The organism is Paraburkholderia sp. J8-2 (assembly GCF_905220195.1).
Taxonomy (GTDB): domain Bacteria; phylum Pseudomonadota; class Gammaproteobacteria; order Burkholderiales; family Burkholderiaceae; genus Paraburkholderia.
Genome location: NZ_CAJMZA010000003.1, coordinates 171,527 through 193,552, shown reverse-complemented (window position 1 = coordinate 193,552; position 22,026 = coordinate 171,527). Strand labels below are relative to the sequence as shown.

Here is a 22,026-nt window from a genome sequence, read left to right as displayed (position 1 = left end):
GGGGAAAGCGCATGGATGAAGATGTCGACGTAATGGCCGCCCCGGAGACGGGCGACCCGTCGAGCGTGGCCGAGATCGTCGACTGGGTGGCGCGCGGCATCATCGAAGGCCGGCTGCGTCCCGGCGACGACCTGAATTCAGTCGATCTCGCCAAACGCTTCGGCGTGAGCCGCACGCCGGTGCGCGAGGCGCTTTTCGCGCTCACGCGCGAGGGACTCGTCGACTGGTCGCCGCGCCGCCGCCCGCGCGTGGCCGCCATGCAGCTCAAAGAAGTGCGCGAAATCTATGCGCTGCGCGCCCTGCTCTACGGCCAGGTGTCGCTCGCGATCGTCGAGCACGCCACGGACGAGGACATCGCGGCGCTCTGGCGCGCGCATGGCAAGCTGGCCGAAGTCGCGGCCAAGGGCGACGTGGACGGCTACTTCTGGGCAAACGTCGCGTTTCGCGACGAGGAACTGCGCGTGAGCCGCAATGGCATCTTCAAGGAAGTGCTGGACTCCATGCGCATGCGCACGAACCGCCTGCGCCACCTGAGCACGTCGCTGCCGGGGCGCTTGCAGCGGTCGTGCACCGACCACCAGCGGCTGTGCGAGGCCTACGCCGAGCGCGACGGCGTGCTGGCCGCCGCGCTGAACCGCTCGATCGTGATGGGCGCACTGCATGCGATTGAAGCCGCGTGGGACAGCCTGCGCTGAGCACGCACCCTCGCTGCGCCCCTTTTTTATTTACGCGGATGCCGCGTCGAACGGGGCCTGCCGCCCTACCCGCCAGGCTTGCCGAAAGGCCAGGGATACAACATACTTGACGATTCGACCGAATTCCCTCCGCATTCTCGTTCTACCGGGTTCTTTCTGATCATGAGCACAATTCTTGAAAGCCTTCCGACCGGCCAAAAGGTCGGTATCGCCTTCTCCGGCGGCCTCGACACCAGCGCCGCGCTGCACTGGATGAAGCTCAAGGGCGCCGTGCCTTACGCCTATACGGCGAACCTGGGCCAGCCCGACGAAGACGACTACGATTCGATCCCGCGCCGCGCGACCGAATACGGCGCTGCCGGTGCACGCCTGATCGACTGCCGCGCGCAGCTCGTGGCGGAAGGCATCGCCGCCCTGCAATGCGGCGCGTTCCACATCTCGACGGCCGGCGTCACGTACTTCAATACGACCCCGATCGGCCGCGCCGTGACGGGCACGATGCTCGTGGCCGCGATGAAGGAAGACGGCGTCAACATCTGGGGCGACGGTTCGACCTACAAGGGCAACGACATCGAGCGCTTCTACCGCTATGGCCTGCTCGTCAATCCGGACCTGAAGATCTACAAGCCGTGGCTCGACCAGCAGTTCATCGACGAACTCGGCGGCCGCTCGGAAATGTCCGAGTTCATGCGCCAGTCGGGCTTCGAGTACAAGATGTCGGCTGAAAAGGCTTACTCGACCGACTCGAACCTGCTCGGCGCCACGCACGAAGCGAAGGACCTCGAGAGCCTCGAAAGCGGCATCAAGATCGTGAACCCGATCATGGGCGTGGCGTTCTGGCGCGACGACGTCAAGATCGACCGCGAAGAAGTGACGATCCGCTTCGAGGAAGGCCAGCCGGTCGCGCTGAACGGCCAGACTTTCCCGAACGCCGTGGAACTGCTGCTCGAAGCGAATCGCATCGGCGGCCGTCATGGTCTGGGCATGAGCGACCAGATCGAGAACCGCATCATCGAGGCGAAGAGCCGCGGCATCTATGAAGCCCCGGGCCTGGCGCTGCTCTACATCGCATACGAGCGCCTCGTGACGGGCATCCACAACGAAGACACCATCGAGCAGTACCGCGAGAACGGCCGCCGTCTGGGCCGCCTGCTGTACCAGGGCCGCTGGTTCGACCCGCAAGCCATCATGCTGCGTGAAACGGCCCAGCACTGGGTGGCGCGCGCCATCACCGGCGAAGTGAAGATCGAACTGCGCCGCGGCAACGACTACTCGATCCTCAGCACGAAGTCGGACAACCTCACGTATCAGCCGGAGCGTCTGTCGATGGAGAAGGTCGCCTCGACGTTCTCGCCGCGCGACCGTATCGGCCAGCTCACGATGCGCAACCTCGACATCACCGACACGCGCGAGAAACTGCGCGTGTACTCGAAGGTCGGCCTGCTCGCGCCGGGTGCGGCTTATACGCTGCCGCAACTGAACGACGAGAAGAAGTAAGGGGTCGTCGCTTGATGAGGAAAGGGAAGGCACTGCGCCTTCCCTTTTTTTATGGCTTCGCGGGGTGGTATCTGGCGTTCGAGTTACCCACAGATTGTGGTGACAAGCTTGTGGAGAACGCCTGGGACGAGTGCCCTAACCCATTGATCGGCTGAATATTTTCCGCCGCGTGAACGCGGGAGGCAGTAACGGGCTGCCAGGCCTAGCCTCAATACGCCCACCGGCCCATCAGCCGTCAAGCGTATTGAAGACACTCACTGCACGGCAAGCTGCTTCATCTTCCCGTAGACGAATTGCCCGAAGTACCACGACAAATCGGAGTGGTTGAGGATGTTCGCGTCGGAGAGGGCCCCCGCCTCGAGCTTCAGGCGGCGCAGCATGAGCTTGCCGGCCTGCGAGGCAATGTAGAGCCGCACCAGCTCCTTGCGGGTCTTCTCGTCGGCCGATTCGAAGTGCTCGCGGCCTTGCTTGACCTCCTCGTTGCGCTGCGACCTCGCCTCTTCGTCGCGCGCCGCGATGCTCTGCTTCACCGCCGTGGTCGCGACCGTCCTGGCGCTCTCCTGAGCGGTCGCTGCCACGGCCAGCTCGCTCTGGATCGCCACCATCTTCCGCTCGGCCTCCGAGACCTGCCAGTTGTGGCTCAGCGCCTTCATCAGATAGCCCGCGGGGCTCTTGGTCACCTTGCCCTGGTTGAGCCGGAAACGCGTGTATTCGATGGCCTGCTGGATGCGCTCGTCGGTCCAGCTCATGCGGTGCTCCGCAATCACGTCGAACTGCTTGTTGCTCAGGCCGAACTCCTCCTTGAGCGTGAGCAGCAGGTCGTGCGCGTCGGGCTGCCGGGAGAGCAGCGCCGCGACCGTGTCCTTGCGCTTCATCCGAAAGCGGATCTTGTTGATTTTGCGCGAGGTTTCCGAGTCGGCCCGGGTTTCGTAGCTCAGGTCGATGTCGGATAGTTCGTTGATCTGGCGCACCGCGGGGTCGAGGTACTTGGGCCGGAAGTGCTTGAACTCCGACGCGCTCGTACCGAGTTTGCCGGGCCAGCGCCGCATAACATCGAGCTCGATCCAGTCGGTCAGGCCCGCCGCCACGTAGGGCAGCACGTAGTCGTAGATCGCGCGGGCGTAGGTTTGCGAGAACGACGCCGTGATGCACAGGTTCAGCCAGTGATGCTTGTCGGGCCCGGTGATGTGGCGCAGCATGAGCGGCGGAATACGGAACTGGATGCGCCCCTTGCCGATCTTGACGCTGCCCATCAGCTGCTCGGATATCCACTGGTCGTCTTCGTTGGGCGCGCGGTCGGGAGGCGTGTCGGTCACCTCGATCAGCACGCGCTGCGCTTCCTTGATGACGCTCTGCAAATGGCGCACGTTGCGGCTCTCATAGCGCATGAGCCACTTGAAGTAGTTCAGGTCGACGTCGTAGGTATCGCGCGGTGCGGGCTCCTGGGCGGCAATGAAATAGGCGGCGTCGATGAAACGGCGCGACGACAGCCCAAGCCCGTTGATGGCGACGAACACGTTGTTGCGCTGAAAGCCGATCTCGCGCGTGCTCTCATTGATCGGCTGGCCGGACATCTCCTCAAAGAGACCCAGCGACATCTGCAGTGTTGTTGTCCTTCGCCCGCTCTCCTCCGACATACGCACGCTCTCCCCGTCGACATTGGCGGGCACTCTATCACTACGCAAACACAAGTCAACACAATAAACGTTACCTCAAACAGGCGCCCGAATTGACTCGCGCACAATAAACGTACCTGAGTGCACAAATTTCTCTACACCTGCAGCACATAAAACGGAACTTCGCTGCACATAAAACGGTGCAGCGAGCACAGAGAACGGTGCTTTTGACGAACAAGCCTTTGAAATCAAAGGAAACGCATGCGTACGTTAGTTGGTTGGTGGGTTTTTATCTTTAAGTAAACAAACAAACCGCGCTCAAAAAAGATGCTCTGCGCGAGATTTGACGTGCTGTGTCTCGCAAACTGGTCAAAATATTTACGCAAAAGTGCCCGCAAAGGCCCATTTGACAAGGCTTTCAGGGGGCAGGACTCAGGACGCGCGCCGCCTTCGGACCGGTGGAACACATCGACGGGTAACGATTTCTGTGCAGAACGGCTGATTCAAGGAAGCGGTTTATGTGCAGAAGATCTAATGAGCGGCCGAGATCGGGGTGAACCGGGCAACGGTTGTTGGTGAGACTCGACTCAGGGTGACTTTTCGACAGGAATTGCCGAAGGCAACGGATTTTGTGCAAGCCTGAGACAGGCCGCGATAGCAACGTTTTTTGTGCAGACCAAGTACAGCGCCCCGGGAGGTAACGTTAATTGTGCCGTTGAGGCGTCGCGGTTCACTGGTTCGCCATAGGCGAGTGGTAACGGAATTTGTGCAGCTAGAGCGTGGGAAGGCTTTTGGGGGAATTTGACCGCCAGGATGCCCGGATTCGCAGCCATGAGGCACATGGCGAGGCAACGGGGTAACGGTTTTTGTGCAATGCAGGGTGGGGCGTACGCGGCAGAGCCCTTTTCCAGACGCACTCGGTAACGGTTTTTGTGCAGTTATGGCTGGCTAAGCGCGGTAGCAGAAATCAGGAAGCACAAAAATCGTTACCCGGCGCCGTCATCTTCGCGCGCCGTCGTAATCGCCGACGGAAGTGCACAAAAACCGTGACCGCAAGGGGTATCTGCAAGCGATGCAGTTAGTGTGGATCCGATTGGTAACTGCATTTGCACAAAAACCTCGACCGCGAACGCTGCGACGAATCGTTCCGACCTTGGGTGATTGCGCAAAAAATAGGCATATCGGACAGAGCAGGCCTATACGGGCGCTGGTGGCTTTGCCGGTTCTATTAGTACGTTGGCCTTGGAAATGTCTCGCGAGGGCCATACGGGCCGTTTTGAAGGGTCATTTTTTTTCATATCGCCCTCAATTAGTGTGTTTTCACACACTTTTCCTGTATTCTACGCTTTATCCAAATTCTGATAAAAAGCGTATTAATGGCGAAAACTATCGAATTGCCGTCGATCGATCGACGTGTGGATCTTTCCGCGATCACTGAGTTTGCCGAAGAGGCTGGCCGTCTGTCTGAAGAGCTTCGGGAGATGATGCTGGCGCCGCGGCCGCGAAAGATGGCGCCCACCTTTACGTCGGCTCAGGTCGCAGAGATGTGCGGCATTGACCGCATCAAACTAAACAATCTGCTTGCCACCCGCGAGGGCCTCCCGCAAGGCGTGGCACAAGGGTCCGGGCGAAGCCGGGTCTTCACGCTGCCGGAAGCGAGAACCTGGGTCCAGCAGGTTTCCGATATTTATCAGACGCCGCTCCATACCGGCGTACGCGACGCTGACGGCAAGGTAATTCTCGTTGCCAACTTCAAGGGCGGCTCGACGAAAACGACCACGACCATGTGTCTCGCTCAAGGCCTGACCTTGCGCGGCCGCAAGGTCCTGCTGATCGACCTGGATCCGCAGGCGTCGCTGACGGAACTCTGTGGTCTGTATGCCGAAAAGGAAGTGACCGAGGATAGCACGGTCCTGCCGTTCATCTACGACCCGCATATGGAAGGCGGCCTGCTGAACTTCGTGCAGGAGACCTACTGGGATGGGCTCGATGTGATTCCGGCGCACCCCACGCTTTTTTCCGCAGAGTTCCATATTCCGGGCACGGTGATCAAGAACCCAGGATTCAAGTTCTGGGACCTGCTGCGCCAGGGTGTGGAAGTGCTGCGCAAGCAATACGACTACATCATTCTGGATACGGCGCCGTCGCTGTCCTATCTCACAATCAATGCGCTCATGGCCGCCGACGCGATGGTCATGCCGCTCGTGCCCGAGAGCCTGGATTTCATCAGCTCGGTGTCGTTCTGGAGCCTGTTTTCCGACCTCGCGCACACGATCATGGAACGCGGTGACGAGAAGACGTACGACTTCGTTTCCGTTCTGCTTTCGAAGGTGGACTACGGCAAAACGTCGTCGGCACCGGTCGTGCGCTCCTGGGTGCAGCGGACCTACAAGGATTGGGTGAACGCGCTCGAGGTGCCGGCCAGCTCCGCGATGAGCAACGGCGCACTGGCCATGGCCACCGTGTTCGATATCAGCAAGGGCGACCTCGCAGACAAGACGGTGGCGCGCGTGCGTCAGCCGCTGACGGATTACGTACAGTGGATTGACGATCTTTACGTAGAACAATGGAGGGCCGGCAAGTGAGTTCATTCCGCGACAAGATGGCGGCGAAGACCGCTGAACTCGGCTCGTCTTCGGAGAGGCCCGCTGCCGAACGCCCGGCTGCCGTGGCTCCGGCGGAGCCGCGCCGCAGCAGCGCGTTCAAGACCGGACCGGGCATGCTCGGCGCGTTGGCGGTGGCGCAGCAGCGCATCCAGGAACTGGAGAACACGAGCGACAAGCTCATGCTTCCGGTGAACGCCATTCAGCCGAACCCGTGGCAGCCGCGCAAGATTTTCAGCGACGAGGGCCTGGCATCGCTCGCCGAATCGATCCGCGAAGTCGGGCTTGTGGAGCCGGTCGTCGTTCGCCGCGCGGAGAACGGCTATCAGCTGATCGCCGGCGAACGACGTCTGCGTGCGCACGCCCTGATTCAGGCGCAGGACATTCGTGCCTCGGTGATCGAGTGTTCCGATCAGGACATGGCCGTGCTCGCGCTGGTCGAAAACGTCGGTCGCGAAGACCTCACTGATTATGAGATTGGGCAATCGCTACGCCGCGCCGAACGGGAGTTTCCGACTCGCAAGCGCATGGCCGAGGCGCTGGGTATGTCGCGCAAGGGCTTGTACCGGTTTTTGGCCTTTGAAAATCTGCCGGATTTCATTCGACGCGATCTTGATTTGAATCCCCGACTGCTCGGCGGATCGGCTGCAGACGAGGTTGTTTCGGCGATCAAGAAGTATGGGGTGGCAGGGCTTTCGGCGGCGCGCGAGTTGTGGCCGGCCGTAGTCGGCCGGACGCTGGATCAAGGTAAGCTGGCTGCGGCGATCGGTGCACAAGCTAGCCGGGGTGAGTCGACTGAAAGCGTTTCCGAGCGCAGCATCGAGAAGATTTTTTCGGGCAAGAGCCACGCCGGGAGCATCACCAAAGATACCAACAGCTTTACGGTGAAGCTCAAGACGGGCGTGCTTTCGGATGCTCAGGAAACGCAAATCCGGGAGCTGATTAGTCAGCTGTTCAACGTAAAGCCAGGCTGATCGAGTCTTGGGATTGTTGGTGTGGAGGGAAGCCCGCTTCGGCGGGCTTTTTCTTTTTGTGGCTTGGATTGTGTGTCAAGTCGACACAACCCGCACCTGCGCCTGCAGACGGCGCATCAAGGATCCGCGACGGACAGCTGCTCGCCGGTCGGTGGAACGCGACGGACCGCGTCGTGTGTCGAGTCGACACACGACGGGGCGGAGTGCGCCTGGCTAGCGTAGAGCTGTCGAGCGGAAACATCGGAAATGCCTGGACCACTCCGTTGAGCGCTCGTGTGTCGACTCGACACACGACGACCACGCCGTTGAGAGCCTGAGAATATGGCGTCTCGAGTACGACGCAGAAGGGGCTCTGCCTACCGGTTGCTGTCGGTGCTCGGCGTACAGGAAGTCAGAAAACCTGGGTACTCGAATTCGGCTGATCGGGGCGATGTGTCGAGTCGACACACGCTGCGGATGGCCACAAACCGGAGGGAGTCGGCGGAGGCACAAGAGCAAGCACGCGGGATTCTCAACCGTTGCTCTATCTATTGTGTTGCGTGAGAAATTGGCCCAGCGCGTACACGCCAACTTGCACTCGGGCGCGGTGTGTCGACTCGACACACCGCGCCGCATCTTCGCCGTGGCTGACTGATGGGATTGCGAACTGCGATACGTCGCATCGGTGGCGGGACGAGAACCAGACTTGATGTCGCGTTCCCGACGACTCCATCGTACTGTGCGCGCGGGCGGGACTCCTCCCGTCTAAGGGGACTCGCTGGGTGAAACAGTGTGTCGAGTCGACACACTATCGCTGCTTCGGCGCCTTGGCGGTCTGACACGATTATGGTCCGAGACGCGTCGCTTTGGGCGGCAGCCATGGACGCTCCATTTGCGCGGTGGCGTGCATCCAATGGGCGCGTCAGTAGCGTCTGCGTGCAACTCGTCGATCGGGTGGCCATGGTTCATTGTGCTGACCAACCACGGTTGGAGTCGACGGATGCGCTATGTTTGTCGGCTCGCGCATCTTGGTGTGTCGAGTCGACACACTGACTGTGTTTCACGACGCTCTGTGATCGGCTCGCCAATCTTCATTGCGCAGCCCGCCACGGTTGGAAGCGGCGTAGCCGGCGTGCGTGTGATCTGGCGCGCCACGGTGTGTCGAGTCGACACACCGACCGCGTATCTCGACTCCTCTGTAATCGGGGCGCCAATCTTCATTGCGCTGGCCGCCACAGTTGGGACCGGTGTAGCCGGCGTGCGTGTCGTCTCGCGCGCCGTCGATGTGTCGAGTCGACACACCGACGGCGCATCTCGACTCGCTGCGGCGCCAGGTAAGCAGCGCTCGCGAGCCAACGGAAAGCGCCGACGTTCCGGCGGCTGGACTCGAGATCACGCTCCCTCAAAAGGCCGGCCGAGTTCCATGCTGGATTCGTTTCCCAAAGAGCAGGTGCCGGAGTCAATTGGACGGCCCCCCCCAAAGCGCCACTCCACAACTACGGGTCGCGTGCGGCGGGAGTCGTCTACTTCGGTCCCCTCGTTGCGGTTAATTTCCTGATTGACCTACGAGCCGCAGAGTGGGGCATCGTCCACGTAGCCTGGAGCCTCTGCCTTCCCCCCAACACCGACGTTTTCTCACAGCAGATACCCCCACCTCGATAAGCTCCTTTGACGACTAGCCGCATCGAATCTCACGCCGCAAGTTCGTGCCGACGGGTCTAACTCACCAGCGTGCGAGCGCAGCCCGCTTGCTCGCCTGACATCTGACGGCGACACCCAACGCCATGCGATTACTCTCGTTCTTTGCGCTCTGAGCTAGGACTCCCCCAAAAGGTGGCCGCGTGCACGGTCGAACAAACACTGCCCAGCAACTCTCGATTGACGCGTGTCTTGAAGGAGGACTGGCAGGCCAGCGCGCGACAGATCGGATAAGCCAGTGTCAGCGGGGTGCTCGCAACACGCTGTGCGCGAGCAGGGGAGGACCGTTCGATACGATAGCGGCCCACGGCACTCGACCTTCGTGTTCCGCAGCTCGAGGCTGTTCGGCTCGTTACTCTTCTGGCAAGTCGCGACCGCATTGCCACTCATCACCGAATAACTCGCTTTCGTCTCGCCCGCGAAATTCACCATAAATGCAACTAACCGACAATCTTCTTCGGCGCCACAGAGCACCCTAACCGTCAATGCGCAATACGCACGCTAGTGCCTCTGCTATCACAACCAACAAACCACCAACCAACCAAAGGAGCGATCGACGTGTCGACCGTCGAAAAACACGAAACGAGGGGGAGCAACGTCGGGAAGCGAGCCGCCCACACGTCGACCTAAAAGGGAACGCTACGGATGCTTTGCCGCGTAAATCACCGGCGCTTGCGCTTACCCAGTTTCAAACAGCGTTCAATTCAGCGTGAAACATTTCTCTCCAAACCGTCAAATCGGCGAAACCTACGCCCCTTGGGGCTTTCACGCCCAAAACAAACCAAATTCTAGTACTTGTTTCACGATCATAACGGCTCTCCGACCCTGAAACACTGCCAGAATGGTCGTTACCGAGGTAAAGCGCACCTCATCGGGGTTGGTCGTATATTTCAATACGTATTTTGTAGTTTTCGACAATATCGCGACGCCAATCGAAAACAACCCTCGGAGGCACGCCTGCAAGCAATTCGCGTCGACACAAGATTGCTCACGGAATTCGACAGCATGAAGAGCAAACCGGTTCGTGTTTGCGGGCGACACGCGCAACGCCACCCCGGGCTCTAATCATCGCAGCGTCATGTTCTGCAATTCATTCGGCCATCACGATCCACAGCGCTCACTTCGCGCCTGATTGACGTGCCATCTATATAGAACAGTCTCGCGCAACGACACACTCCACAGTCGATGAATTGACAGCGCGCGGCGCATGCCAACAGATGCCGGGTCCTTCATCGCACAACGCTAGCCAAAACAGACCCACACGCGTCGATTAAAATTGGCCCGCATTCGCGAGCCACATGCCCGGGCTCATGTTCGTGCTGAAAGCGCTAGCCCGCATCCCGCTCGCGCGATACCGCAGCAATCGCCCTTTCTCCATTCAGCGCCCGCAAACACAATAGAGGACACGTCGTGAAGTTTATCCACGCGGCAGACCTGCACCTCGACAGCCCGCTACACGGTCTGAGCGCCTATCCCGATGCGCCGGCCAGCCAATTGCGCAATGCCACGCGCGAGGCATTGCGCCTGCTCGTCGATCGCGCCATTGAAGAAGAGGTCGCGTTCGTCGTCATTGCCGGCGATCTCTACGACGGTGACTGGAAGGACCACAACACCGGCATTTTCTTCGGCCAGCAGATGGGTCGTCTGCGCAAGGCCGGTATTCGCGTTTTCGCCCTTTGGGGCAATCACGACGCGGAAAGTGAAATGACCAGGAAACTCACGCTGCCCGACAACGTGGTGGTATTCAGTCATCGCAAACCCGAAACGCACATGCTGGACGACATCAAGGTCGCGCTGCACGGTCAAAGTTTCAAGGACAAGGCGGTGGTCGAAAATCTCGCGGTGGGCTACCCGTCGCCGGTTTCCGGTTACTACAACATCGGTGTGCTCCATACCGCGCTCGAAGGCTATACCGCCCATGCGACCTACGCGCCATGCACGCGTGCCGAATTGCACGCGAAGGGCTACGACTACTGGGCGCTTGGCCACGTACATGAATTTCAGCAGTGGTCGGAACAATCGACCATCGTATTCCCCGGCAATCTCCAGGGGCGGCACATCCGCGAAACCGGGCGCCGCGGCGCCGTGCTCGTGAATGTCGAGGGCGGCCGCACGGAGGTCGAGCGTCTCTACCTCGACGTGCTGCGCTGGGAATCGGTGCGCGTCGATGCGAGCGACTGCGAAAGCGTTGCGGATCTCGCGCGCAAGATTGGCGCTGCGCTCGAAGCGCTGCTGTCAGTCGATGCCCATGTGCCGCGCGCGGTGCGCGTAACGGTGACGGGCAGGTCGCCGGCGCATGGGCTGTTTTTCGGGCGCGCCACGCAATTGCGCGCCGAAGTGTTCAACCAGATCGGCATTATTGGCAATGACAAGCTGTGGCTGGAAAAGGTCAAGCTCGAAACAAGCCCAGCCGACACGGCCGCCGCGCAAAACGAACAGATCGAAGCGCTCGCGGATCTCAAACAGATACTCGACGCCGCCACACAAGACCCCGAATTCCTCGCGCTGCTCGAACGCGATTTGCGTGCGTTCGTCGGCAAGGTGCGCAGCGAAGTGAAAGAAGACGCGCCACTGCTCGAACTCGCCCGCGACGGCAAACTCGCGGCGCTGGTGGAGCAGGTCGGTCCCGCGCTGCTCGCGCGCCTTTCCACGGGAGAATGACCAGTGCGTCTCAAGCAACTCGATTTATTCAAATACGGCAAGTTCACGGACACGACCTTGCCGTTTCCCCACGCGGCGCACGATTTCCACGTGATTGTGGGACCGAACGAGGCGGGCAAGTCCACGGTGCGCACGGCCGTGTCGGAGTTGTTGTTCGGCATGCGCCTGCAAACGCCGCTCGATTTCCTCCATGGCACGCCGGAACTGCGTCTTGGCGGCGTGCTGGAAAACGGCGCGGCCGAGCAGCGTATTCATCGCGCGCGCGGGCGCAACTCCCTGCGCACCCCGCAGGACGACAAGCTGCCCGACGATTTTCTCGCCGCATTTCTCGACGGCGCGAGCAAGGAGTTTTTCGAGCAGATGTTCGGCCTCGATCATGCGCGGCTCGTTGAAGGCGGCCGCAGCATTCTCGACGCATCGGACAAGCTCGGTCAGGTGTTGTTCGAATCGGCAGCGGGCGTGGGGAGCCTCGGGCCCGTGCGCGAGGAACTGGAGAATCGCGCGGCCGAACTCTGGGCTCCGCGGCGCAGCGGCAGTGCGTATGCACAGGCGGAAACGTCGTTCGCCGAGGCAACGAGCGAACTGAAGGCGGCGCAAGTGCGCACGCGCGACTGGGTCGAGAAAAAGGACGCGCTTGAAGCGGTCGAGCAGGCTATCGAGCGTTTGCGTGCCGAACAGCGCAGTCTCGAATCGCAGCGCTCGAAGCTCGAGCGCGTGCGTCGCCTCGCTCCCTATATAGAAGAGCTTTCGCTCAAGCAGAGCGAGTTGGCCGCATTGGGCGAGGTCGTCGAATTACCGCCGACCGCGTATGCCGATCTGTTGAAGGCGCAAGCCGACATCGCCGCCGAGCGCAAAGTACAGGAAGCGCGCCAGCTCGATCTCGCCAGCAAGCAGGCGTCACATGATGCGATCGAGCCCGATCGCGCGGCACTCGCGCTGGCCGCCGAAATCGACGCGCTCGACGCGCTGCGCGGCGAATGCGTCAATCATCCGCGCGAATTGCTGGTGCGTGAAACGGAAATCCGTAACCATCTCGACGCCGCATTCGCCGCTGCGGCGCAGCTTGGCTGGCCGGTCGAAGAAGCCGCGTTGCGCGCCGCGCTGCCCGGTGCACTGGCGTTGAAGACGGTGACGAACCTGCTGCGCGATCACGGTCTGCGTGAGCAAGCGCTCACGACGGCGCGCGAGGCGCACGGCGAACAAACGCGCAAGCTCGCCCAATTGCAGGAGCAGCTTTCGCGCTTGCCCGGCATCGACGTGCCGCATGCGTTGCGCGCCGCGCTCGACGATGCGCGTGAATGGCGCAACAGCGTGACGAAGGAAAGCGCGCTCGAGCGCGAACTGGCGGATGCGCAGCGCACGGTCGAAGAAAAACGCCAACTGTTGGGCCAATGGAGCCAGCCGGTGCAAGCGCTGCGCGCGCTCGACCTGCCATCGGCTACGCGCCTGGCGGCGCTGCAAAAGGAAGAAAGCGAACGCGTGAGCGCGGTCGCCGCCGCGCGAGAAGCGGCGGCGGCGGCGCAAGAGGATATCGAGCGCTTCGCGTTGCAGGAGACGCAGTTCACGCAGGGCAACAAGGTTGTCACGACCGCTGAAGTGCAGGCGGCGCGCCTGCGCCGCGATAGCGCGTGGGGCGAGGTCAAGGAGGCGCGCGTCAGTCTCGCGCAAGGCGCGCCCGCCGTCGACAACGCGATGCGTCTGGCCGACGAACTCGTCGACGCGCAACTCGGCACTTCGCAGGCGGCGGCCGCCTTGCAGAATCTGCGTCAGCAAGTCGAAACCGCGCGCGCGAATGCGCAGCGCAAGCTTGCTGCGCTAAGCGAACGCGAGCGCGAACTCGAAGGCTTTCGCAATGGCTGGACGCAGATTGCGAATGACGCACGCCTGCCAGGCATGCCGCTCGCGGACATGGGCGCGTGGCTGGCGAATCGCGAAGCGGCGCTCAATGCGCAGAGCGAAAGCGACCGCCGCGCGAGCGAGCTGGAAGCGCGTCGAGCGGCGCGCATCGCGGCCCATGCAGCGCTGCTCGAAACGTTGCGCCCGGTGGCGAAGGCAAACGAAGACGATGCGCTGACGACATTGATCGGCGTGGCCGAAACCGTGGTGCAGTCGGCTCAAAAGAGCGCAGTGCAGCGCGAAGGTCTGGAGGCCCAGATTCGCGACGCTGAACGCGCGAGCGAATCCGCGCAATCCAGATTGACGATTGAGCAGGACGCCTACGCAAAGTGGCAGATGCAATGGCGCGAGGCGCTCGCGCAGGCGAATCTCGGCACGCGCGCCGCGACGCTCGCGGCGGCGGAAGGCGCCGTCGAACTTGCCAATGTCATTTCGGCTGCTTTTTCGGATGCCGAAGTACCCCGCAACCGCATTCGCGCAATTCGCGCGCAATTGGAGACGCTGGAAACCGACGCGCGACGCCTGGCCCAGACGCTCGCGCCCGAAGGGCCTGCGTCGCGCGATGGCATCGACGTGGCGCGCCAACTCGCGGCGCGACTCGCAACCGCGCGCGAAATGGCGAAATCGCTCGCCCAGGCCGAAGCCGAGGTGCAGGGCGCCCGCACGCGCGTCGCCGATGCCGCCGCGGCGGTGGCGGGCGCACAGGCGCGCATCGAGCCCATCCTGAAGCTCGCGGGCGTGAATGAAATCGACATGGCATTGCCGCTCGCCGAGCGCTCCGATGCTCGCCGCGCGTTGTCGAATGCGATTGCGGCAGCGCGGGACCGGCTCGTGCGCGAAGGCGACGGGCTAGCGCAGGAAACCATCGCCGCGGAAATCGCGGAGCAACCCATCATCGAGGTGCCCGTACTGCTCGCAACCGTGAACCAGCAACGCGAAGCAGGCAGCCGCGCGTTGAGCGAATGCCTGCAGCAACAGGTGAGCGCGAGGCAGGCATTCGACGCGATCAACGGCCAGGCCAATGCCGCGCTTGCGGAGGCAAAGCGCCAGGAAGCCTTGAGCGCCATGGGGGAAGCCGCGGAACAGTACCTCGAAGCCGCGACCGCGAGCCGCCTGCTCAAATGGGCAACCGACCGTTATCGCGACCAGAAGCAAGGGCCGATGCTGCGTCGCGCGGGGGAAATATTCAATGGACTCACGCTCGGTGAATTCGCGCGGCTAGTTGTCGATAACGAACGCAATCCGCCCGCGTTGCATGCGCGGCGCAGCAACGGCAAAACCGTGGAAGTGAGCGGAATGAGCGAAGGTACGCGCGACCAGCTTTTTCTTGCGCTGCGTATCGCAGCGCTCGAATTGCAACTGGCGAGCAAGGCGGCGTTGCCCTTTGTTGCCGACGACCTGTTCATCAATTTCGACGACGAACGCGCAAAGGCCGGGTTCGCGGCGTTACGGAATCTATCGGCGAAAACGCAGGTGCTGTTTCTCACGCACCACGATCACCTTTTGCCGTTGATTCGCGAGCTATTTGGCGATCAGGTCAATGTGGTCGAATTGCAGCGCGCACCCGCCGTCGCGTAGCGGCGCGAATGTTGCGTAATGAGAATTCATGGGGACCTGGTTTGCGAAACATTCAATAGTCTGATCAGGAAACATGTTTTTCACTACAAAATATTCGTCTAAAATTGCCAGCATGCGTGATTTGACTTCATAATCACGCTGTCTTTCGCGACGCCCCGGCCGACAAGATCGCAATTCGATCGGCCAGTGATGGTTGAAGGGTGTCCGTAAAAACCGTGAATAAGGAGGCGTGAATGGTCACCCTGGATGCAATTCAATCGAAGATCGCAAAGCTGCAAAAGCAGGCCGAATCGATCGTGGAAAAGCAAACGTCGCTCGGTCTCACGAAAATTCGCGATCTGATGGCCAGGCACGGTCTGAGCGTGGCCGACATCGAACAATTCATCGGCAAGAGGCGTGGCCGCAAACCCGGCAAAGGCGCCAAAGCCGTTAAAGCCGCTGGACCGAAGCGCACCGTTGCGGCCAAATATGCCGATCCGAAAACCGGCGCAACATGGACCGGCCGCGGCCGTGCACCGGTATGGATTCGCGACGTGAAAGACCGTTCGAAATTCCTGATCAATGGCAGCGCAGCAAAACCGGCTGCCAAAGTCGCACGGAAACCGCGTGCCAATGCGGCAGCGGTGAAAAAGACCGTTGCGAAGCGCGCCAAGGCAGCAACCTCGAAAAAAGCTGCACAGAAGACCGCATAAGCGACAATCGCTTTGTGCACCCGGTGGCCGCTCCGGCGTTTCGACGCCCGCGGCCATTTTCACATGAGTAGCGCGAAACGACGCGCGCCCCTTGCCATCTTTGTCACCAATGTCCGGCCTATCTTTTTCCTCGGGCCTTCTCGCGCCCCATCTGCAGTCGCTCGACGTGCTTCAATTGCTCGGCATTGTGATTGCGCTCGTGCTGGGCGGCATGGTGAAGGGCGTGACGGGCATTGGCGTGCCGCTCGTGGCCATGCCCATCGTCACGCATTTCTTGCCGGTCAAGGAAGCGGTGCTGCTACTGTCCATGCCGATCATTCTCGGCAATATTCCGCAGGCGCTGGAGGGGGGCGAAATGCTGCCTACCTTGCGCAATATCGCGGCGCCATTAATTGGCACCGTGATCGGCAATGTGATCGGAGTGTCGGTGCTGATCGCGCTCGAGCCGCATCACGCGCAGGCGGCTTCGGGCGTGGCGTTGATCGTGGCGGCTGTGCTTCTGCTTGTCTCGCCGCGCTTCAAACTCGCGCCTGCGCTCGCGAGGCCAGTGGGCTTCGCGCTCGGCTTCGGAGCGGCGCTCATGGAGAGCATTGCCGCCGTGCCGGGGCCCTTGCTCGCCATGTATCTGATCGCGTCGGGAGCCACGGGCCGTGCCTTCACGAAGCAGATCGCGATTATTCTCGTGGTTTCGGTCATCACGCTCATCACGACGTTCAGCCATGGCGGGCACGCCAATCTCGTCGATCTCGCGATTTCGGCGGCGGCCAGCGTCCCCGCCATCGCGGGCATGCTGCTGATTCGACCGTTGCGCGACAACCTGCATCCGCTCGCGTTTCGGGTTGTCGTGCTCGTGTGCGTGCTGGCCGCGGCCGCGCAAATGATCGTCAAATCACACGTGCTGTTTTGACGATCGCACTCGTTAATGGCTGATCGCTTCGAGTGAGAGCCCGCGCGTCACCGGCCCAAGCAAAATCATCACGATACCCACAAGCATCGAAGCGCCGATGAACACCGCCACGCCTGGCACACCGTAATGATGGAGCAGGATACCGATGGCGAGGCCCGCGAACGCGGCGGCAATGCGGCTCCACGAATACACGAAGCCGACGGCGCGCGCACGGATACGCGTAGGGTAAAGCTCGGCCTGATAGCCGTGATAGGCGTAGGACATCACGTTCGAAGCGAGCGTGAAGAGCACGCCCAGCACGATCAAGACCGCCGGTTGCGTGGCTTGCGCGAATAACGTAATCACAACCGCCATAATCAGCAGGCCGCCGACGATTTGCGTCTTGCGCTCGAGTTTGTCCGCGAACCACACGCCGACCAGCGGTCCGAACGGATTGGCGATGGCAATCACAAAGGCGTACGCGAGACTCTGCGTGATGTGAACGCCACGGGCGATCAGCAGCGTGGGCACCCAGGCGGCAAAGCCGTAAAAGCCGATTACCTGCGCCATGTTGAAAATCGACAAAATGACCGTGCGCCGCAAATACGGCGCACGCAGCACTTCGCCAAGCGAGCCGCGCCCGGCCTTTTCCAGTGAGATCGGCCCGAGCGGCGGCAAAGCTGTGCCCGTTTCGGCGCTTACGCGACGCTCGATGTCGGCCACGATCCGTTCGGCTTCGTCCTCGCGGCCATTGCGCGCGAGCCAGCGCGGGCTTTCGGGAATGTGACGGCGCAGAAACCACACGACCACGGCGCCGACCGAGCCGATCAGGATCACCACGCGCCAGTAGTCGAGACCAATCGGATGGGAGTCCTTGAGGATGTAGGCGAGAAACGCGACCACGGGCACCACGCTGAACGTGATGAACTGGTTGACCGCATAGGCGCGGCCGCGCTCGCCGCTCGGGATCAGCTCGGAAATGTACGTGTCGATGGTCACCAGTTCGATGCCGATGCCGATGCCGGCAATGAAGCGCCAGATATTGAGCGCCTGACCGCTCGTCTGGAACGCCATGATGGCCGTACAGACGATGTACCAGATCAGCGACCACGTGAAGATGATGCGCCGCCCGAAGCGGTCGGCCACCTGACCGAACGCGAGCGCACCGACCCACAGCCCCGCGAAAGTCGAGAACACAAAGGTGCCGAAGCCTGCCACCTTGAGCGGCCCGAGTGCGGAAAAGAAGCCGAGCGACTCCGGCGTGAAAAGACCCGAATGCACCATGCCGGGCGCGACATAGCCGGTGAAGAAGAGGTCGTAAAACTCGAATACACCGCCAAGCGACAGCAGAATCACCATCGTCCAGACTGTGCGCGATGGCGGCAGCCGGTCGAAGCGGGCGGCAATTTCCGCCGATTTTTCAATGGACATCCCGATTCCTCATTACATTTTGAAAGCGTGTAGGGAGCAAAATGGGCATGCATCGAGGGATTTGCATGGGTTGCGCGCAAAGTATGCAAATGCCGAAACAGGCCATAGCACGCACTTTATTGATGCCGCGACGTGGAAGCACCTGGTTGAAACCCAAATGCGTTGTGCTTATCGCAACGGTGTTTCAGGCAATGGCACTAACGCCAACGCAGCAGGCAATGTTTCAGGCGACGCTCGCGCCTGCGTGGCTCACGCGGTTGCGGCCGGCGTGTTTGGCGGCATATAGCGCGGCATCGGCGGCTTCGATGAGCGCATTGGGGGACAACGCAACGATCGCGTCGCGGGTGGCACAGCCCGCGCTCACCGTGACGAGGCCGTCTGCGGCGGGAGAGGGGATGCCGAGCTGCTCGACGGCGGCGCGAGCGCGTTCAGCAAGCGCCGCGGCTTCATCTGCGCCGGTATCGGGCAGCACCAGCGCGAATTCTTCGCCGCCATAGCGCGCGACGAAGCCGCCCGGCTCGCGCAGTGTGCTGGCAAGCGTGCTTGCGAGCGCGCCCGCTACGGCGCCGAGGCAGGCGTCGCCGTGCAGATGGCCGAAGGCGTCGTTGTAGTGCTTGAAGTGATCGACGTCGAGCATCACGAGCGAGAGCGGCCGGCCGCTGCGCGCGGCGCGCTCGAACGCTTCGCGGAACTGCTCGTCGAAATAGCTGCGGTTGTAGACGCGCGTGAGCGCATCGCGCGCGGAAGCGCGGATCAGCGTGGCGTGTTCTTCGGAGAGCTGGCGATAGAGCGCCGTCACTTCCCATACCAGCACGCACACGAGCACGCCAGGCGCGAACATGCTGAACACGCGCGCGACATACCAGCCCACCGTGAAGCGCTCGATGCTGAGCGTATTGAGCGCGGCGTCGACGAGTGAGGCGAGCAACGCCACCACGATCCACAAATCGAGTACGAGGCGCAGCCGGCCTTTGAGCAACACGATCGCAATGGCGGCCAGGTTGAGCGCGCAGATCGCGAGGCCCGCGAGATTGTTCGCGATGGCCGATGCCGGCGCGGCGCTCGCATCGTCGTAAAACGGCGATGCGAGATCGACGTGCGTGACGAGCACGCCCAGCAGGGCGGCGACCGCTGCGGGCGCGGCGATCAGCAGCCAGCCGCGGGCATCGAGACATTCGCGGGCGAACGGCGGGGCGGGCAGGCGCTTGCGCACGAGTTCGGCCACGATGACAAGCGCGGGAAAGCCGGCGTGCCAGAACACCCACATCCATGCGGCGCTATACGGCAGCGCGCCGAGCAGGCCCGTGCGTGCGAACACGCCAGGAAACATCAGCAACTGCAGTGCGACGGTAATGGCCGTGAACGCATAAGCGCCGCCCAGCGCGGCGAGCATGGCCACGCGCGTAGCCGCGAAACGGGCGCCCAGCAGGAAAGCCGCGATGCTCGACGTGGTGAACACCGTGAGCGCGCACATCGGCATGAACGGGGCGATGCCGGGCAAGGCTTCGCGCGCACGCGGCGCCGCGAGCGCGAGCGTGAGGAGAATCGCCAATGCGCATACGCTGGCGAAGAGCGCCTGCCTGCGTGTTGCCGGTCCGATCAGCAAGCCGTCCATGTGATGACTTTCGGGTTGATGCGCCGCTCGAGCATGGTGATCGTCGCGTGACAGCGTTTGGGGCCGGGTGTGGGGCCGGTCGCGTTCCGGAAAGCAGACAAATTCGACTGAAGCTATTGTGCGCCGATTCGGCTAAACAGTGCGGCACGCATGCGCGAGCCCAGTGATATCGGATTCTGGCTTTGGCCGTATCGTGCCGGAATATTTCGTGTAATTTTTATGTAAGGATTGCTGATGATGCATTGCGTGTCGCACGATCACCGCGCAGCGGCAATCCCGTTTGAGGACACCGATCAGACTCAGTGCGACGCAACGTAAGTCGCGCCGGCGAACGGCGCCGGAATGGCAAAGCTTGCGCGCATGCGCTTTGCTTCGGCTGCCGGCGTCAAACCAAAAAGCCGCTTGAACTCCCTGCTGAACTGCGACGGGCTCGTGTAGCCCACGGCGTGGCCCGCTGCCTCCGCGCTCAGGTCCTGGCGGACCATCAGCAGGCGAGCCTGATGCAGCCGCGTGGATTTCACGTACTGCATGGGCGAGACCTGGGTGATCGCCTTGAAGTGGCTGTGAAAACTCGGCACGCTCATCCCCGCTTCCTCGGCCAGTTGCGTGACGTCCAATGGCCGCGCGTAGCCGGCATGAATGAGGCGCAACGACTTCCCTATTCGGCCGAACTGACCTTTCATCGCCAAAGCCTCGCGCAGGGAGCTTCCCTGCGCGCCCGTGAGCACGCGGAAATACAGTTCGCGCAGCAAGCCCTGGCCCAGCACAGCGGCTTCGAGAGGCCGATGCATCGCCTCGAGCAGGCGCAGCACGGACATCTGCATCGTGTCATCCATCGGCGTCGACATCATGCTTTGCGGCGCTTGCACGGGTTCCTTGATGCCTTCGCGATCGATCTGCGCCGCCAGTTCGGCGGCGAGGGCGAAATCGAGGTGGAGGTACAGCGCGAGCAGCGGGTGTTCCTCAGTTGCTTCGGTCTCCATACTGAATGGAACGGGCACGGATACAGCGAGGTAATGATGCTCGTCGTAAAGATAGAGCTGGTCGCCGAAATAGCCTCGCTTGCGCCCCTGACACACGATCACGACGCCGGGGTCGTAGAGCACCGGCGTGCGTGAGAGCGGCCGGTTCGAGCGCAGAATGCGCACGCTCGGCAGCGCCGTGAGGTTGTAGCCCTCGTCGGGCGCCAGCGCGTGAAGCAACGCGATCATGCGCTTCTGGCTTCGTGACGAGCGCCCGGAATGGTCGGATGAGTCCCGCTTCGTGTTCATAGTTTTAGGCAAGAAAATTACCGAAATCGGGCTGATTATGCCTCCCGGTTCAGACTAGTATGAACTTTTCAGACACCGTTCGGGAGCACCTTCAATGGCATCCACCAAAATTCTGCTGATTACGGGCGTGAGCAGCGGCTTTGGCCGCGCGCTGGCGCAAGAAGCACTGGCGGCCGGTCACACTGTTGTGGGTACGGTGAGGAGCGAGCAGGCGAAGCGCGATGTCGAATCGCTTTCGGCGTCTCGCGTCTTCGCGCGCGTGCTCGACGTGACCGGGTTCGATGCCATCGACGGCGTCGTGGCGGAAATCGAGGAGAGCGTGGGCCCCGTGGACGTTCTGGTCAACAACGCCGGATACGGTCACGAAGGCGTCATGGAGGAGTCGCCGTTATCGGAAATGCGCAGGCAGTTCGACGTGAATGTGTTCGGCGCGGTGGCCATGATGAAGGCGGTCCTGCCTTTCATGCGCGAGCGCGGGCGCGGCCACATTCTGAATATCACGTCGATGGGCGGCTATATCACCATGCCCGGCATTAGTTACTACTGCGGCAGCAAATTCGCGCTAGAGGGCATTTCGGAAGCGCTCGGCAAAGAGGTCGAGCCATTCGGCATTGCGGTGACGGCCGTTGCGCCTGGCTCGTTTCGCACCGACTGGGCCGGGCGCTCGATGAGGCGAACGCCGCGTTCGATCGCGGCTTACGACGCGATTTTCGACCCGGTCCGCCAGGCGCGCGAGGAAAAGAGCGGCAAGCAGCTTGGGGACCCGCAGAAAGCGGCGCGCGCGATGCTCGCCGCCATCGAAGCGGACCACCCTCCCAGACATCTGCTGCTCGGCAGCGATGCACTGGGGCTCGTCAGGTCCAAATTGGCGGCGCTGGAAGACGAAATCCGCACCTGGGAGAGTGTGACGGTTTCGACCGACGGTTGAAGCTTG

13 protein-coding genes are annotated in these 22,026 nt (G+C 61.8%); 9 read left to right on the top strand and 4 right to left on the bottom strand.

From position 1 onward, the window contains the following. The first annotated feature begins 11 nt into the window (after positions 1–11). Both U5A52_RS09695 and argG read left to right on the top strand, forming a co-directional pair. Complete coding sequence (locus tag U5A52_RS09695) at positions 12–695, top strand: GntR family transcriptional regulator (RefSeq protein ID WP_321934621.1); 684 nt, start codon at positions 12–14, stop codon at positions 693–695. A gap of 162 nt (positions 696–857) precedes the next feature. Continuing rightward, positions 858–2,192, top strand: a complete 1,335-nt coding sequence (gene argG, locus U5A52_RS09690; RefSeq protein WP_110383903.1) for an argininosuccinate synthase — start codon at positions 858–860, stop codon at positions 2,190–2,192. A gap of 254 nt (positions 2,193–2,446) precedes the next feature. Here the strand turns inward: argG and U5A52_RS09685 are convergent, their stop codons facing one another. After that, positions 2,447–3,790: a replication initiation protein gene (locus U5A52_RS09685; RefSeq protein ID WP_321908184.1), complete on the bottom strand. Its 1,344-nt coding sequence runs from the start codon at positions 3,788–3,790 to the stop codon at positions 2,447–2,449. Positions 3,791–5,184: 1,394 nt separating this feature from the next. Between U5A52_RS09685 and U5A52_RS09680 the strand changes: the two genes are divergently transcribed. The 6 genes from U5A52_RS09680 (at position 5,185) to U5A52_RS09655 (ending at position 16,796) form a co-directional block, all read left to right on the top strand. Further along, positions 5,185–6,393: an AAA family ATPase gene (locus U5A52_RS09680; protein WP_028208684.1), complete on the top strand. Its 1,209-nt coding sequence runs from the start codon at positions 5,185–5,187 to the stop codon at positions 6,391–6,393. Further along, the gene (locus tag U5A52_RS09675) at positions 6,390–7,385 is read left to right on the top strand and encodes a ParB/RepB/Spo0J family partition protein (protein ID WP_321908187.1); all 996 of its coding nucleotides are present in this window, start codon (positions 6,390–6,392) and stop codon (positions 7,383–7,385) included. Before U5A52_RS09680 ends, U5A52_RS09675 begins: the two co-directional genes overlap by 4 nt. 3,087 nt (positions 7,386–10,472) lie before the next feature. Next, complete coding sequence (locus U5A52_RS09670) at positions 10,473–11,723, top strand: DNA repair exonuclease (RefSeq protein ID WP_321934620.1); 1,251 nt, start codon at positions 10,473–10,475, stop codon at positions 11,721–11,723. A gap of 3 nt (positions 11,724–11,726) precedes the next feature. Continuing rightward, on the top strand, positions 11,727–15,197 hold the full coding sequence (locus U5A52_RS09665; RefSeq protein WP_321934619.1) for an ATP-binding protein: 3,471 nt from the start codon (positions 11,727–11,729) through the stop codon (positions 15,195–15,197). Positions 15,198–15,430: 233 nt separating this feature from the next. Continuing rightward, positions 15,431–15,889: an H-NS histone family protein gene (locus tag U5A52_RS09660; protein ID WP_321934618.1), complete on the top strand. Its 459-nt coding sequence runs from the start codon at positions 15,431–15,433 to the stop codon at positions 15,887–15,889. A gap of 109 nt (positions 15,890–15,998) precedes the next feature. Then, the gene (locus U5A52_RS09655; protein ID WP_321908193.1) at positions 15,999–16,796 is read left to right on the top strand and encodes a sulfite exporter TauE/SafE family protein; all 798 of its coding nucleotides are present in this window, start codon (positions 15,999–16,001) and stop codon (positions 16,794–16,796) included. A 12-nt stretch (positions 16,797–16,808) separates the two neighbouring features. Here U5A52_RS09655 and U5A52_RS09650 read toward each other — a convergent pair whose 3' ends face one another. The 3 genes from U5A52_RS09650 to U5A52_RS09640 form a co-directional block, all read right to left on the bottom strand. Continuing rightward, positions 16,809–18,134 (bottom strand): MFS transporter, encoded by a 1,326-nt coding sequence (locus U5A52_RS09650; protein WP_321934803.1) that lies wholly within the window; start codon positions 18,132–18,134, stop codon positions 16,809–16,811. 295 nt (positions 18,135–18,429) lie between these two features. Beyond that, positions 18,430–19,821, bottom strand: a complete 1,392-nt coding sequence (locus U5A52_RS09645) for a GGDEF domain-containing protein (protein WP_321934617.1) — start codon at positions 19,819–19,821, stop codon at positions 18,430–18,432. Between the two features lie 299 nt (positions 19,822–20,120). Beyond that, complete coding sequence (locus tag U5A52_RS09640; RefSeq protein ID WP_321934616.1) at positions 20,121–21,092, bottom strand: AraC family transcriptional regulator; 972 nt, start codon at positions 21,090–21,092, stop codon at positions 20,121–20,123. Positions 21,093–21,186: 94 nt separating this feature from the next. Here U5A52_RS09640 and U5A52_RS09635 point away from each other — a divergent pair, with 94 nt between their 5' ends. Beyond that, the gene (locus tag U5A52_RS09635) at positions 21,187–22,020 is read left to right on the top strand and encodes an oxidoreductase (RefSeq protein ID WP_321908197.1); all 834 of its coding nucleotides are present in this window, start codon (positions 21,187–21,189) and stop codon (positions 22,018–22,020) included. Positions 22,021–22,026: the final 6 nt, after the last annotated feature.

Bases quoted from the DNA above. Each gene is read 5' to 3' on its own strand.
- argG (WP_110383903.1), top strand. From the start codon at position 858: ATGAGCACAATTCTTGAAAGCCTTCCGACCGGCCAAAAGGTCGGTATC.
- U5A52_RS09685 (WP_321908184.1), bottom strand. From the start codon at position 3,790: ATGTCGCTGGGTCTCTTTGAGGAGATGTCCGGCCAGCCGATCAATGAG.
- U5A52_RS09645 (WP_321934617.1), bottom strand. From the start codon at position 19,821: ATGGACGGCTTGCTGATCGGACCGGCAACACGCAGGCAGGCGCTCTTC.
- U5A52_RS09650 (WP_321934803.1), bottom strand. From the start codon at position 18,134: ATGGTGATTCTGCTGTCGCTTGGCGGTGTATTCGAGTTTTACGACCTC.
- U5A52_RS09655 (WP_321908193.1), top strand. From the start codon at position 15,999: ATGTCCGGCCTATCTTTTTCCTCGGGCCTTCTCGCGCCCCATCTGCAG.
- U5A52_RS09660 (WP_321934618.1), top strand. From the start codon at position 15,431: ATGGTCACCCTGGATGCAATTCAATCGAAGATCGCAAAGCTGCAAAAG.
- U5A52_RS09695 (WP_321934621.1), top strand. From the start codon at position 12: ATGGATGAAGATGTCGACGTAATGGCCGCCCCGGAGACGGGCGACCCG.
- U5A52_RS09640 (WP_321934616.1), bottom strand. From the start codon at position 21,092: ATGAACACGAAGCGGGACTCATCCGACCATTCCGGGCGCTCGTCACGA.
- U5A52_RS09635 (WP_321908197.1), top strand. From the start codon at position 21,187: ATGGCATCCACCAAAATTCTGCTGATTACGGGCGTGAGCAGCGGCTTT.
- U5A52_RS09680 (WP_028208684.1), top strand. From the start codon at position 5,185: ATGGCGAAAACTATCGAATTGCCGTCGATCGATCGACGTGTGGATCTT.